General features: G+C 74.8%; 11 protein-coding genes and 1 riboswitch. Of the genes, 5 read left to right on the top strand and 6 right to left on the bottom strand.

The features are described from left to right. The first annotated feature begins 35 nt into the window (after positions 1–35). Positions 36–1,310 carry an MFS transporter gene (locus E1287_RS15995; RefSeq protein ID WP_165969025.1) on the top strand — a complete coding sequence of 425 codons (1,275 nt, stop codon included), beginning with the start codon at positions 36–38 and terminating at the stop codon, positions 1,308–1,310. 15 nt (positions 1,311–1,325) lie between these two features. Here the strand turns inward: E1287_RS15995 and cobF are convergent, their stop codons facing one another. Continuing rightward, positions 1,326–2,063: a precorrin-6A synthase (deacetylating) gene (gene cobF, locus E1287_RS15990; protein ID WP_131965731.1), complete on the bottom strand. Its 738-nt coding sequence runs from the start codon at positions 2,061–2,063 to the stop codon at positions 1,326–1,328. An 83-nt stretch (positions 2,064–2,146) separates the two neighbouring features. Here cobF and cbiE point away from each other — a divergent pair, with 83 nt between their 5' ends. The 3 genes from cbiE to E1287_RS15975 are packed head-to-tail and all read left to right on the top strand — an operon-like array spanning position 2,147 to position 4,829. Then, positions 2,147–3,364: a precorrin-6y C5,15-methyltransferase (decarboxylating) subunit CbiE gene (cbiE, locus tag E1287_RS15985; protein WP_131965730.1), complete on the top strand. Its 1,218-nt coding sequence runs from the start codon at positions 2,147–2,149 to the stop codon at positions 3,362–3,364. After that, positions 3,361–4,104: a precorrin-4 C(11)-methyltransferase gene (cobM, locus tag E1287_RS15980; protein ID WP_131965729.1), complete on the top strand. Its 744-nt coding sequence runs from the start codon at positions 3,361–3,363 to the stop codon at positions 4,102–4,104. The genes cbiE and cobM overlap by 4 nt, the downstream gene beginning before the upstream one ends. Beyond that, the gene (locus tag E1287_RS15975; RefSeq protein ID WP_131965728.1) at positions 4,101–4,829 is read left to right on the top strand and encodes a cobalt-precorrin-6A reductase; all 729 of its coding nucleotides are present in this window, start codon (positions 4,101–4,103) and stop codon (positions 4,827–4,829) included. Before cobM ends, E1287_RS15975 begins: the two co-directional genes overlap by 4 nt. Here the strand turns inward: E1287_RS15975 and E1287_RS15970 are convergent. The 3 genes from E1287_RS15970 to E1287_RS15960 are packed head-to-tail and all read right to left on the bottom strand — an operon-like array spanning position 4,820 to position 8,033. Further along, complete coding sequence (locus E1287_RS15970; RefSeq protein WP_131965754.1) at positions 4,820–6,307, bottom strand: precorrin-2 C(20)-methyltransferase; 1,488 nt, start codon at positions 6,305–6,307, stop codon at positions 4,820–4,822. The two genes, E1287_RS15975 and E1287_RS15970, sit on opposite strands and share 10 nt — an antisense overlap. Continuing rightward, complete coding sequence (locus E1287_RS15965; protein ID WP_131965727.1) at positions 6,307–6,927, bottom strand: precorrin-8X methylmutase; 621 nt, start codon at positions 6,925–6,927, stop codon at positions 6,307–6,309. Before E1287_RS15965 ends, E1287_RS15970 begins: the two co-directional genes overlap by 1 nt. Continuing rightward, a complete protein-coding gene (locus tag E1287_RS15960; protein ID WP_131965726.1) occupies positions 6,924–8,033 on the bottom strand; it encodes a precorrin-3B synthase in 1,110 nt (369 codons plus the stop codon). Before E1287_RS15960 ends, E1287_RS15965 begins: the two co-directional genes overlap by 4 nt. A 123-nt stretch (positions 8,034–8,156) precedes the next feature. Beyond that, a riboswitch (cobalamin riboswitch) is annotated at positions 8,157–8,281 on the top strand. A 53-nt stretch (positions 8,282–8,334) separates the two neighbouring features. Between E1287_RS15960 and cobN the strand changes: the two genes are divergently transcribed. Further along, complete coding sequence (cobN, locus tag E1287_RS15955) at positions 8,335–11,952, top strand: cobaltochelatase subunit CobN (protein WP_131965725.1); 3,618 nt, start codon at positions 8,335–8,337, stop codon at positions 11,950–11,952. Here cobN and E1287_RS15950 read toward each other — a convergent pair. Both E1287_RS15950 and cobO read right to left on the bottom strand, forming a co-directional pair. Next, a complete protein-coding gene (locus tag E1287_RS15950; RefSeq protein ID WP_131965753.1) occupies positions 11,898–13,226 on the bottom strand; it encodes a cobyrinate a,c-diamide synthase in 1,329 nt (442 codons plus the stop codon). The two genes, cobN and E1287_RS15950, sit on opposite strands and share 55 nt — an antisense overlap. Before the next feature lie 62 nt (positions 13,227–13,288). Continuing rightward, positions 13,289–13,891: a cob(I)yrinic acid a,c-diamide adenosyltransferase gene (gene cobO / locus E1287_RS15945; RefSeq protein ID WP_131965724.1), complete on the bottom strand. Its 603-nt coding sequence runs from the start codon at positions 13,889–13,891 to the stop codon at positions 13,289–13,291.

Here is a 13,891-nt window from a genome sequence, read left to right as displayed (position 1 = left end):
TGAAAACGGTTGTCAATGTCTCTAGGCTGACCGCTATGAATGGATCCCCCCGAACCGCGACCACGCCTCCGGCGGGCGGCCTGGTCACGTTGCTGGCGGCCAACCGCGACTTCCGGCGGCTGTGGCTGGGCAACCTGATCAGCGTCTGCGGCGGCTGGTTCAGCGCGGTCGCGGTGTACGCGATGGTCTACGGGCACAGCGGCGAACCCCTGGCCGCGGGCGCCGCCCTCGCGCTGCGCTACCTGCCGGGCCTGCTGGTCGGGCCGTGGGGCGGCGTGCTCGCCGACCGCGCCGACCGCCGCACGGTCATGCTCGCCGGGGACGGGATCCTCGCCGTGCTGGCGCTGGCCTTCCTGCTCGCCGACTCGCCCGGGACGCTGTGGCTGGTCTACCCGCTGACCTTCGTGTCCGCCGCCGCCGGCTTCGTCTTCCAGGCCGCCCGCAGCGCCTGGATGCCGTCCCTGGTCCGCCCGGACGAGTACGTGCTGTATTCAGCGGCCGTCCAGGTAAACGGGCTGCTCTTCCAAGCCGTGGGCGGGCTGGCCGGGGCCGCGGTCATCGGGCTGTTCGGCTGGCGCTGGGCGTTCGTGATCAACGCCCTGTCGTTCCTGGCGTCCCTGCTGCTCACCGCGCGGGTCACCACGGGCAGCCGGCGCGGCGCCAAGGGACCGGCGCCCGGCTGGACCGCCTCCTTCCGGGAGGGCCTGCGCACCGCGCGGCGGAACCGGCTGATCGCCGCGCTGCTCTGCCTGGAGGCGGTGTTCTGCCTCGGCCTCGGCGGCATGATCACCGCGATGATCTACCTGGCCCTCCAGGTCCACGACCTCGGCGCCGGAGGCACCGGCTGGTTCTACGCCGTCCAGGGCGTCGCCGGCGCCACGGCACTGCTCGCCTTCGCCCCGCGCCTCCAGCGGATGACTCCGAAAGGCCGGTTGTCGGTCATCGGCCTGTCCTGTCTTGGCGAGGGCATCTGCACCGCCCTGCTCGGTCTGCCCACCGCCGCCTGGGCCGCCCTGGCCCTGTGGGGTCTCGCCGCCTTCGCCGACGTCGTCTACGGCCCCACCGCCATCGCGGCCCTCCTGTCCGCTGCGGGCGACGAGGTCCGCGGCCGCGTCATGTCGCTGTGGAGCGCGGTCGCCACCGCCGGCCTCACCCTCTCCGCCTTCGCCGCCGGCGCTCTTCTGGACGTACTCGGCCACCGCATCCTGCTCGTCCTCCTCGGCCTGCTCATGGCTGCCCCCGGCGCCGCCTGGCTGCTCGCCCTGCGCACGGGCGCCATCACTCGAACGCCAACGCAGGAATCGCCGTGACGATCACGCATGGCCTTAAAGCGCGCGGCGGAGGAGGTAGGTGTCCATGATCCAGCCCTTGCGGGCGCGGGCCTCGGCGCGGGCGGTGCGGATGCGGTCGGCGACCTCGGTGACCGGGCCCTCGATGAGGATCTCGTCGGGTGTGCCGAGGTAGGCGCCCCAGTAGATGTGGTGGTCCTCGCAGGTGTCGGTGAAGGAGCAGGCGGCGTCCAGCATGACGAGGACGTCGTCGGCGGTGGGGCCTTCCGCGGCCAGGCGGCGGCCCGTGGTGATGTGGACGGGGCGTCCGACGCGGGTGAGGGCGACGCGGTGGCGGGCGGTGAGCGCCGAGATGCTGCTGATGCCGGGGACGACCTCGTACTCGAACTCGGCGTCGATCTCTTCCAGGGCGGCGAGGGTGCTGTCGTAGACGCCGGGGTCGCCCCAGACGAGGAGCGCCCCGGTCTGCCCGTCGGCGAGTTCGTCGGCGATGAAGGACGCGTAGATCTGGGCGCGGCGGGATCGCCAGTCTTCGACGGCGGCGGTGTAGGCGGAGGTGGTGCGGTCGCGTTCGGGGTCGGCGGCCTCGACGATCCGGTACGGCTCGCGGCCGTGCGCGGCGATGAGGTCGCGGCGGAGCCGGATCAGGTCGTCCTTGCTCTCGCCCTTGCCGACGAGGAGGAAGACGTCGGCGGCGGCGATGGCCTTGGCGGCCTGGAAGGTGAGGTGGTCGGGGTCGCCCGCGCCGATGCCGATGATCAGGAGCCGCTTCACCTGGACAAGTGTGCCAGAACCGCTCATATAGGCTTGTCGCCGCATTTCATCGAGCCGCATTTCTCAGCCGGGCGGGGAGGCCAGTGGACGCGCGTGTCATCTCCGTCGTGGGCATCGGCGCCGACGGGTGGGACGGGCTCGCGGAGGTCTCCCGCGAGGTGCTGCGGGGGGCGGATGTGCTGTTCGGCGGCCGCCGCCAGCTCGGCCTCGTCCCGGCAGGGAAGGCGGAGCGGGTGGCGTGGCCATCGCCCCTTCTGCCCGCGCTGCCCGAGCTGATCCGGCGGTATGAGGGCCGTGTGCTCGCCGTCCTGGCCAGCGGGGATCCGATGTTCTACGGGATCGGCTCGACGCTTGCGGAGCTGCTCGGCCCGGGGCGGCTGCGGGTGCTGCCGCATGCGTCGTCGGTGTCGCTGGCGTGCGCGCGGCTCGGCTGGCCGCTGGAGCGGGTGGACGTCGTCAGCCTCGTCGGCCGTCCGCCGGGGACCCTGAACGCGCTCGTCGCACCCCGCAGGCGGATTCTGGTGCTCGGCGCTGGACGTGAGGCGCCGGCGGTCGTGGCGGCGCTGCTCGCCGGGCGTGGATTCGGTCCCAGCCGGATGACCGTGCTGTGCGACCTGGGCGCGGAGGCCGAGACGGTGCGGCACGGGGTCGCCGGGGAGTGGACGGAGTCCGCCGCGTCCGCGCTGAACATCGTCGCCGTGGAGTGCGCGCCCGGTCCCGGCGCGGCGCCGCTTCCCCGCACGTCCGGGCTGCCCGACGACTTGTTCGAGCATGACGGGCAGATCACCAAGAGCGAGGTCCGTGCGATCACCCTGTCGCGTCTCGCGCCGCTGCCCGGCGAGCTGCTGTGGGACGTCGGCGCCGGGGCGGGCAGCGTCGCGATCGAGTGGGCACGGGTGCATCCGTCCTGCGCGGCGGTCGCGGTGGAGAGCCGCCCCGAGCGGGCGGAGCGGATCGACCGGAACGCCGGCGCGCTCGGCGTGCCCGGGATTCGTGTCGTGACGGGCCGGGCGCCGGACGCGCTTGAGGGACTGCCCGCTCCCGACGCCGTGTTCATCGGCGGCGGCCTCACCGTGCCTGGCCTGCTGGAACGCTGCTGGGACGCGCTGAAACCCGGCGGGCGGCTCGTCGCCAACGGCGTCACCCTCGAATCGGAGGTCCGGGTCGCCCAGGCGCGCGAGACGCACGGCGGGGAACTCGTCCGCGTCGGCGTCGAGCGGGCCGGGCCGCTGGGCGGGTTCACCGGGTGGCGCCCGGCGATGCCCGTCACCATCTGGACGACCAGGAAGGACGCGCCATGACCGTCTACTTCGTCGGGGCCGGTCCCGGCGCCGCCGACCTCATCACGGTGCGGGGGCTGCGGGTGCTGGAGTCCGCGCCGGTGTGCCTGTACGCGGGGTCGCTGGTGCCGCGCGAGCTGCTGGACGCCTGCCCGCCGGACGCCCGGCTGGTCGACACCGCGAACCTGACGCTGGACGAGATCGTGGCCGAACTGACCGCCGCTCACCGGGACGGGCAGGACGTCGCCCGCCTCTGCTCGGGCGACCCGTCGGTGTTCAGCGCGGTGGCCGAGCAGGTGCGGCGGCTGGACGCGGCGGGCGTGCCGCACGAGATCGTCCCGGGCGTCCCGGCGTTCGCGGCGGCGGCGGCCTCGCTGGGACGGGAGCTGACCGTCCCGGGCGTCGGGCAGACGGTGATCCTCACGCGGACGGCGGCGCGCGCCACCCCCATGCCGGACGGCGAGGACCTCGCCACCCTCGGCTCGAGCGGCGCCACGATCGTGCTGCACCTGGCCGTCCAGCGCATCGGCGAGGTGACGGCCGAGCTGCTGCCGCACTACGGCGCGGACTGCCCGGTCGCGGTCGTCGCCCGCGCCAGCCGCCCGGACGAGCTGATCCTGCGCGGCACCCTCGCCGACATCGCCGACCTGGTGCAGGAGGCCGGGGTGAAGCGCACCGCCGTGATCGTCGTCGGGCGGGTACTGGCGGCGACGGCGTTCCCCGACAGCCACCTCTACAGCGCGGAGCGGCAACGGGTGTGAGGCGCGTCCTGATCCTTGGTGGCACGGCGGAGGCCCGGGACCTCGCGGCGCGGCTGTCCGGCGTGGGCCTGCACGTCGTGTCGTCGCTGGCCGGGCGCGTCACGGACCCGCGGCTGCCCGCCGGGGACGTGCACGTCGGCGGCTTCGGCGGCCCGGACGGGCTGGCGGCATGGCTTCGCGAGCACCGGATCGACCGCCTCGTGGACGCCACGCACCCGTTCGCGGAGCGGATGAGCGCCTCGGCCGCGGCCGCAGCGCGGCAGACCGGCGTGCCGCTGATCGCGCTGCGCCGTCCCGGCTGGCGGGAGGGGGACGGCGACGACTGGCGCCGCGTCCCGTCGCTCGGCGAGGCCGCCGCCGCGCTGCCGGACGGCGCCCGCGCGTTTCTCACCACCGGGCGGCGCAGCCTCCCGGTATTCGCGGCCCGTACCGGGGTGTGGTTTCTCGCCAGGTCGGTGGACCCGCCGGAGCCGCCCGTCCCGTCCAACGTGCGCGTGCTGCTCTCCCGCGGCCCTTACACGGTGGACGGCGAGCGCGCGCTGATCCGCGAGCACCGGCTGGACGTCCTGGTCACCAAGGACAGCGGCGGCGCGATGACCCGCGCGAAGCTCACCGCGGCGCGGGAGGCCGGACTGCCGGTGATCATGGTCGATCGACCGCCCGTCCCGGGCGGCGTCGAGGCGACCGGGGACGTGGCCGCCGCCGCGCGCTGGGCTCAGGGGTAGCGGCGGGGCGTGTAGACGACGCCGCTTCCGGTGACCCGCGTCGTGGACGACCCGACGATCACCAGGCAGCGCATGTCGACCCGGTCGGGGTCGAGCTTGCCGAGCGTCGTCACCGTGACGCTCTCCTCGGGGCCGCCGACGTCGCGTCCGACCACGACCGGCGTCTCCGGCGAGCGGTGTCGCAGCAGCAGGTCGCGGGCCGCGGGGAGCTGGTGCCTGCGGCGGCTCGATGAGGGGTTGTACAGGGCGAGCACCAGGTCGGCCTCCGCCGCGGCGGAGAGCCGCCGGGCGATCACGTCCCACGGCTTGAGCAGGTCGGACAGCGACAGGACGCAGAAGTCGTGGCCGAGCGGCGCGCCCGCCCTCGCCGCGACGGCCTGCGCGGCCGTCAGCCCGGGGACGATCCGCACCGGCACGTCCGCGAAGTCCTCCCCGTCCGCCGCCTCCAGCACGGCCGCCGCCATCGCGAACACGCCCGGGTCGCCGGACGAGACGACGGCGACCCGCGCGCCGTCCCGGGCGAGGGTCAGCGCGTGCCGGGCCCGGTCGGCCTCGACGCGGTTGCCGCTGGAGTGCCGCCGCTGCCGCGCGTTCGGCGGGACCCGTTCCAGGTAGGGGCCGTAGCCGACGAGGTCGGTGGCGGACGACAGGACGTCCTGCGCCTCCGGGGTGAGCCAGGGCCGCCCGGCCGGGCCGAGCCCGACGACCGCCACATCGCCCGGCACCTGCGGGCGCTCCGGCGGGGGCGCGGTGAACGACCTGTCCGCCGGGCTGGTCAGCAGGGCCAGCGACATGTACGGGACGTCCGCCGGATCGACGTCGGCGAGCGGTGCGATCCGCTCCCGGTCGGTGGCGGCCCGTTCGACGTAGCAGGCGTCGCCGAGCCGTCCGGCGTCCTCGAACGCCTGTCTGACCTTGGGGAACGTCCGGCCGAGTTTGAGGACGGCCGCCGCGTCGGCGGTGCGCAGCCGGTCGGCCAGCTCAGCGGCGGGAAGGGTGCCGGGCAGCACGGTCAGCGTCTCCTCGCCCTCCACCAGCGGGCGGCCCGCCGCGGCCGACGCCGCGCTGAGCGACGTGACGCCCGGCACCACCTCTGCCGGATAGCGGGGTGCGAGCCGTTTGTGCAGGTGCATGTAGGAGCCGTAGAACAGCGGGTCGCCCTCGCTCAGCACGACGAGCGTCCGGCCCGCGTCCAGGTGCTCGGCGAGCCGTGCGGCGCAGTCGGCGTAGAAGTCTTCGAGCGCGCCCTTGTAGCCGCCGGGGTGGCCGGTCGCCTCGGTGGTCACCGGGTAGACGAGCTGCTCCTCGGACTGGCCGTCGCGCAGGTAGGGGGCCGCGGCGGCGCGGGCGATGCTGCGCCCGTGCCGGGCGGAGTGGTAGGCGACCACGTCCGCCGCGCCGATCAGCCGCGCCGCCTTCACGGTGACCAGCTCGGGATCGCCCGGGCCGACGCCCACGCCGTAGAGCCGTCCCGGCATCATTCCGCCTCACTGGCGATGGCGTTGACCGCCGCCGCCGTCATCGCGCTGCCGCCGCGGCGCCCGCGCACCACCAGGTGCGGCAGGCCGCTCGCGGCGAGGGCCTCCTTCGACTCGACCGCGCCGACGAACCCGACCGGGATCCCGAGGACCGCCGCGGGACGCGCCGCGCCCGCGGCGACCAGCTCCAGCAGCCGGAACAGCGCGGTCGGCGCGTTGCCGACCGCGACGACCGCGCCGTCCAGCCGGTCGAGCCACAGGTCTAGGGCCGCCGCGCTCCGGGTGGTGCCGAGCCGCGCCGCGAGCTCCGGGACGCGCGGGTCGCCGAGCGTGCACACGACCTCGTTGCCGGCGGGCAGCCGGGCCCGGGTGATGCCGGACGCGACCATCCCCGCGTCGCACAGCACGGGCGCCTCGCCGAGCAGCGCCGCCCGCGCCTTCGCGACGACGCCCGGCGACCAGGCCAGGTCGTCGACGAGATCGGTCATCCCGCAGGCGTGCATCATGCGGACGGCGACGCGCGCGACGTCGTCCGGCAGGCCCGCCAGGTCGGCCTCCGCGCGGATGGTCGCGAACGACCGCCGGTAGATCTCGGCGCCGTCCCGGATGTAGTCGGTCACCGCTCTTGCCCGCCTGCCGTTTTCAGGACGATCGGACCGCGCGGCATACCGCAGTGGCGGTCACAGCCCGTCCAGTGGACGCGGGTTCCGGGAGCGCGGTCCAGGCCGTCCACCCAGCGCCGTGCCTCGCCCTGCACGTCGCCTCGCGACTTCGCGCAGCCGGGACTGCCCGTGCACGCGGTGACTCCGACCCAGGGCGAAGCCGGGTCGGCGGCGAACCCCGCCGCGCGAAGGAGCGCCGCGATGCGGTGCACGTTCGCACTGGTCAGGTCGCGTATGACGACGCTGCGCCACGGTGTTATCCGGACGTCGGGCGCGACCTCGGCGAGCGCTTCGGCCTGCGCGCCCGACAGCCGTCCGAGCGGCGGCACGACCTCCAGCGCGAATCGCCCGTCCCGTTGGCCGATGACCCCCGCGTGTGCGGGCGGCGGATCCTGGACGCGCGGCCCGTCGGCCAGGGCCCCGCCCAGCCGTTCCGCGACGAGGCGCGCCCCGTCCGGGATCTCCGCCAGCCGCCACGCGTCACCGCGGACGTCGAGAAACGCCTCCGCCGCCGTGACGAGCACCGCCACCGGGTTCCCGCAGGGCAGGTCGAGGCGGGCGCCCGCGAGAAGCAGGCCCTCGGGGACGAGCGTCAGGTCGGCGTTCAGGGACGCGACGTCGCCGGTGCCGTCGTCGAGCGCGAACAGGAAACGTCCCGGCAACCCGGCCAGCCGGGGACGCGCGCACAGCGCCCGATCCAGTTCCGCGGCGAGCGGATCGGTTTCCAGGACGCCGTCCCGGCCGCGTCCGCCGAGAGGGGACGCGACGATGTTGCGCGCCCGCTCATGGGCGGGCGACGGGAGCAGCGCGGCGGCGGCGACGCGTTCCGCGAGTTCCGCCGGGTCGCGCACGCCGCGCAGCTGGAGGTTGCCCCGCGACGTCAGCTCGATCACGTCCCGTCCCAGCTCACGGGCCGCCACGCCGAGCGTCCTGAGCTGCGCGGACGTCACCGAGCCACCGGGGACGCGGACGCGCGCCAGCGGCCCGTCGGCGGCGTCGTGGGTCTGCAGCGTCCCGGGGCACGCGTCGGCGCGCGACCTCCCCGCTGCTTGGACATTCGGCACGATGAGGATGTTAGCCCCCGTCCTCCAGCCCCCACCCGCCGCCAGTCAAAGGACGAGCTCCGCTCGGCCACCCGGTTTGCGGGCGGCCCGCGCTGCCGTACGCTCTGAATGACGACGGCAGTGGAGGAAGCCGGTGTGAATCCGGCGCGGTCCCGCCACTGTCACCGGGGAGCGACCCCCGCTTGAGGCCACTGTCCCTCGTGGACGGGAAGGCCGGGGCGAGCGCCGATCCGGGAGCCAGGACACTCCCGCCGTCGTGACACCCGCGACCGGGGCGAGGACCCCAGGGGGAGGATCCGCCGTGTCCGCCGACACGTCCACGCAGGAGCGCACCGTCCTGCTGCTCTCGACGTCCGACACCGACCTGCTGAGCGCCCGCGCGTCCGGCGCCCCCTACCGGCTCGGAAATCCCGCACGGCTCGCTGTGGACGACCTGCCGGAGCTGGTCGACGGCGCTGATCTGATCGTCGTCCGGCTGCTCGGCGGGCGGCGCGCTTGGGAGGACGGGCTGGACGCGCTGCTGGCGGGCCCGCGGCCGGTGGTCGTGCTCGGCGGGGAGCAGGCGCCCGACGCCGAGCTGATGGAGCTGTCCACGGTGAGCGGAGGCGTGTGCGCCGACGCGCACGCCTATCTCGCGCACGGCGGGCCCGCGAACCTGGCCGAGCTGCATGCCTTCCTGTCCGACACCGTGCTGCTGACCGGCCGAGGGTTCGCGCCGCCGCAGCCGACACCGACGTGGGGACGCCTGGAGCGCGAGCCACGCACGTCCGAGGGCCCCGTGGTCGGGGTGCTCTACTACCGCGCCCATCACATGGCCGGTAACACCGCGTTCGTCGAGGCGCTGTGCACCGCCGTGGAGGACGCGGGCGGACGGGCGCTGCCGGTGTTCTGCTCCTCGCTGCGCACCGCGGAGCCGGACCTGCTGGCCACGCTGCGCGAAGCGGACGCGCTCGTCGTGACGGTGCTCGCGGCGGGCGGGTCGCGGCCCGCGACCGCCGGGGCGGGCGGCGACGACGAGGCGTGGGACGTCGGCGCCCTCGCCGAGCTGGACGTCCCGATCCTGCAGGGCCTGTGCCTCACCATGCCCCGGGCCGACTGGGAGGAGAGCGACGACGGCCTGTCCCCGCTGGACGCCGCGTCGCAGGTCGCCATCCCCGAGTTCGACGGACGGATCATCACGGTCCCGTTCTCGTTCAAGGAGACCGGCGAGGACGGCCTCACGGTCTACGCCGCCGACCCCGAGCGAGCGGCGCGGGTCGCGGGCATCGCCGTCCGGCACGGCCGCCTGCGGCACACCCCGCCCGCCGAGCGCCGCCTGGTCGTGATGCTGTCGGCGTACCCGACGAAGCATTCCCGCGTCGGCAACGCGGTCGGCCTGGACACCCCGGCGAGCACCGTCCGGCTCCTGTCCCGGCTCGCCGGCGCGGGACACGACCTCGGTGACGGCTTCCCCGGAGTCGCGGACCAGGACGGGGACGCGCTCGTCCACGCGCTGATCGCGGCGGGCGGGCAGGACGAGGACTGGCTCACCGAGGAGCAGCTCGCGGGCAACCCCGTCCGGATCTCCGCCGCGTCCTACGAGCGCTGGTACCGCACCCTCCCGGAAGACCTCCGGGACGCGATGGAGCGGCACTGGGGCCCGCCGCCCGGGGAGCTGTTCGTCCAGGACGGCGACATCGTCCTCGCCGCCCTCCGCGCCGGGAACGTCGTCGTCATGGTGCAGCCGCCGCGCGGTTTCGGCCAGAACCCCATCGCGATCTACCACGACCCCGACCTGCCGCCCAGCCACCACTACCTGGCCGCCTACCGGTGGCTGTCGGACGAGTTCGGCGCGCACGCGATCGTGCACGTCGGCAAGCACGGCAACCTGGAATGGCTGCCCGGCAAGGCGGCGGGCATGTCGGCGTCGTGCGGCACCGACGCGGCGCTCGGCGACGTCCCGCTGATCTACCCGTTCCTCGTCAACGACCCCGGCGAGGGCACGCAGGCCAAGCGCCGCGCGCACGCCGTGCTCGTGGACCACATGGTCCCGCCGATGGCCCGCGCCGAGACCTACGGCGACATCGCCCGCCTCGAACAGCTCCTGGACGAGCACGCCACGATCGCCGCGATGGACCCGGCGAAGCTGCCCGCGATCCGCGCGCAGATCTGGACGCTGATCCAGGCCGCGAAACTCGACCACGACCTCGGCCTGGACGACCGTCCCCACGACGCCGAGTTCGACGACTTCATCCTGCACGTCGACGGCTGGCTGTGCGAGGTGAAGGACGCGCAGATCCGCGACGGCCTGCACGTCCTCGGCGAGGCCCCGGCCGGCGCGGCCCGCGTCGACCTGGTGCTGGCCATGCTGCGCGCACGGCAGATGTGGTCGGGACGCGAGACGCTGCCCGGTCTGCGCGAGGCGCTCGGCCTCGCCGAGGACGGCAGCGAGGCGCTCGCCGACGTGGACGCCGCCGAAGCCGCCGCCCGCTCCCTCGTCCAGGCGATGGAGGACACCGGCTGGCAGGTGGACGCGGTCACGCGGGTCGCCGCGCATGTACCCGCGGAACGCTGTGATCTCGTGGCACGGGTGCTGACGTTCGCCGCGACGGAGGTCGTCCCGCGCCTGGCCCGCACGACCGACGAGATCGACCACGTCCTTCACGCGCTGGACGGCGGCTACGTCCCCGCCGGGCCGAGCGGCTCGCCGCTGCGCGGCCTGATCAACGTCCTGCCGACCGGCCGCAACTTCTACTCCGTGGACCCGCGCGCCGTGCCGAGCCGCCTCGCCTGGGAGACCGGGCAGGCGATGGCCGAGTCGCTGCTGGAGCGCTACCGAGCCGACCACGGCGAATGGCCGCGCTCGGTGGGCCTGTCGGTGTGGGGGACGAGCGCGATGCGCACGGCGGGCGACGACGTCGCCGAGGTGCTGGCACTGCTCGGCGTCCGCCCGGAGTGGGACGAGGCGTCCCGCCGCGTCACCCGGCTGGAGCCGGTCCCGCCCGCCGAGCTGGGCCGGCCGCGCATCGATGTGACCGTCCGCATCAGCGGGTTCTTCCGGGACGCGTTCCCGCACGTCGTCGCGATGCTGGACGACGCCGTCCGGCTCGTCGCCGCCCTGGACGAGCCCGGCGACGCCAACTACGTCCGCGCGCACGTCAAGGCCGACCGGGAGCGGCACGGCGACGACCGGCGCGCCACCCTCCGCGTCTTCGGGTCGGCGCCCGGCGCCTACGGCGCGGGCCTGCTGCCGCTCATCGACAGCCGCAACTGGCGCGACGACGCCGACCTCGCCGAGGTGTACGCGGTGTGGGGCGGCCACGCCTACGGCCGCGACCTCGACGGAGTCCCGGCCCGCGCCGACATGGAGAGCGCCTACCGGCGGATCGCCGTGGCGGCCAAGAACATCGACACCCGCGAGCACGACATCGCCGACTCCGACGACTACTTCCAGTACCACGGCGGGATGATCGCGACCGTGCGAGCGCTGACCGGCCGCGACCCCGCCGCCTACGTCGGCGACAGCACCCGCCCGGACGCGGTCCGCACCCGGACGCTGTCGGAGGAGACCGCGCGGATCTTCCGTGCCCGCGTCGTCAACCCGAACTGGCTGGCGGCGATGCGGCGGCACGGCTACAAGGGCGCGTTCGAGCTGGCCGCGACCGTCGACTACCTGTTCGGCTACGACGCCACCACCGGCGTCATGGCCGACTGGATGTACGACCGGCTCACCGCCGCCTACGTCCTGGACGAGGAGAACCGCGCGTTCATGGCGGAGTCCAACCCGTGGGCGCTGCACGGCATCGCCGAACGGCTGCTCGAGGCGGCCGAGCGCGGCATGTGGGAGCACCCGGACCCGGACGTCCTCCAGGGCCTCCAGGAGGTCTATCTCAAGGCGGAGGGCGACCTGGAGGACGACGAGGACGACACCAGCCGCTGAGCCGCCTCCGGATGCCCGGCCCAGTGCAGATGCAGGTACGACGCGGTGATCCGGTCGTCGCCGAACCCGTCGGCGGCGTCCTTCCACCGGAAGAGGGGGCCGGCGGTGGTGGTCAGGGCCGTCCGGTGGAACTCGTGGCCGTGGAACCGTTCGCCCGGACGGGTCAGCGGCGATTCCGCCACCGCGACCGCGTCCCGGTATCCGAGCGTCAGCCGGGACGTCATCCGCGCCCGTCCCGGCACCCGCCCGCACATGGCCCGTCCGTCGAGTTCCTCGCACAGGTAGAGCAGGCCCGCGCATTCCGCGGCGATCGGGCCGCGGAACGCGGCGACGGCCGCGCGCATCGGCGCGTTGGCGGCCAGCTCGGCGGCGTGCTCCTCCGGGAACCCGCCGCCGATGACGAGCGCGGCGGCGCCGTCCGGGAGCGTCTCGTCGCGCAGCGGGTCGAAGACCGCGACGTCGGCGCCCGCCGCGCGCAGCAGCTCGGCGTGCTCGGTGTAGGAGAACGTGAACGCCCGTCCGCCCGCGACGGCGACCACCGGACGGCCCGGCAGCGTCTCCACCTGCTCGGACGGGTCCCAGGCCCGGCCCGGCAGCGGGGGAGCGCCGGCGGCGAGCCGCAGCAGGGCGTCCAGGTCGCAGGCGCGGGCGACCAGGTCGCCGAGCCGGTCGACCGCGCGCACGGCCTCCGTCCCGCGTTCGGCCGCCGGGATCAGGCCCAGATGCCGGGACGGCGTGACGACCCCGCCGTCCCTGCGGATCGCCCCGAGCACCGGCACGCCCGCGGCCTCCAGCGCGCCACGGCACAGCTCCTCGTGCCGGTCCGACCCGACCCGGTTCAGGACGACACCGCCCACCCGGACGTCCGGCTCGAACGACGCGAAGCCGTGCACGAGCGCCGCCACGGAACGGCTCTGCCGCGCGGCGTCCACCACGAGCACCACGGGCGCGGCGAGCAGCCGCGCGACATGGGCCGTGGACGCGAACCCAGTGTCGCCGCGCCCGTCGAACAGGCCCATCACGCCTTCGACCACGGCGACGTCGCACCCGGCGGCGCCGTGCAGGAACAGCGGTGCGATCCGCTCCTCGCCGACGAGCCAGGGGTCGAGGTTGCGGCCGGGACGCCCGGCCGCGAGCGCGTGGTAACCGGGATCGATGTAGTCGGGCCCGACCTTGTGCGGGGACACCGCCAGGCCGCGGGCCCGCAGCGCCGCGATCAGCCCCGTCGCGACGGTCGTCTTCCCGCTCCCGGACGCCGGCGCCGCGACCACCAGCCGCGGGACGCCACCGCCTGACCGCGGGACGCCACCGCCTGACCGCGGGACGCGGCGGGCGGTCACCACTCGATGCCCCGCTGGCCCTTCTGCCCGGTGTCCATCGGATGCCGGACCTTGCCCATCTCCGTGACGAGGTCGGCGGCCTCGATGAGCCGGTCGGGCGCGTCCCGTCCGGTGATGACGACGTGCTGGTCGCCGGGACGGGCGGTGAGCGCCTCCACCACGTCGTCCAGGTCGAGCCAGCCCCACTTGAGCGGGTAGGTGAACTCGTCCAGGACGTAGAAGCGGTGCGTCCCCGCGGCCAGGTCGCGCTTGATCTGCTCCCAGCCCTCCCGCGCGTTGGCGGCGTGGTCGTCCTCGGCGCCGGGCCGCCGGATCCACGACCAGCCTTCGCCCATCTTGTGCCAGGCGACCGGCCCGCCCTCGCCGCTCTCGCCCAGCACTCGCAGCGCGCGTTCCTCACCTATGCGCCATTTCGCCGACTTCACGAACTGGTACACCGCGATCGGCCAGCCCTGGTTCCACGCCCGCAGTGCCATCCCGAACGCGGCCGTCGACTTCCCCTTCCCTGGGCCGGTGTGGACGATCAGCAGCGGCCGGTTGCGGCGCTGCCGCGTGGTGAGGCCGTCGTCGGGGACGGACGCGGGCTTCCCCTGGGGCAT

Origin of the sequence: Actinomadura sp. KC06 (genome assembly GCF_004348735.1) — a bacterium.
Taxonomy (GTDB): Bacteria; Actinomycetota; Actinomycetes; order Streptosporangiales; family Streptosporangiaceae; genus Spirillospora.
Note: the sequence above shows the minus strand (reverse complement) of the source record. Positions and strands in the feature narration are given on the sequence as shown.

Coding starts and splice junctions, on each gene's coding strand:
- cobO (WP_131965724.1), bottom strand. CDS start 13,891: ATGCCCCAGGGGAAGCCCGCGTCCGTCCCCGACGACGGCCTCACCACG.
- E1287_RS15970 (WP_131965754.1), bottom strand. CDS start 6,307: ATGCCGGGACGGCTCTACGGCGTGGGCGTCGGCCCGGGCGATCCCGAG.
- E1287_RS15995 (WP_165969025.1), top strand. CDS start 36: ATGAATGGATCCCCCCGAACCGCGACCACGCCTCCGGCGGGCGGCCTG.
- cobM (WP_131965729.1), top strand. CDS start 3,361: ATGACCGTCTACTTCGTCGGGGCCGGTCCCGGCGCCGCCGACCTCATC.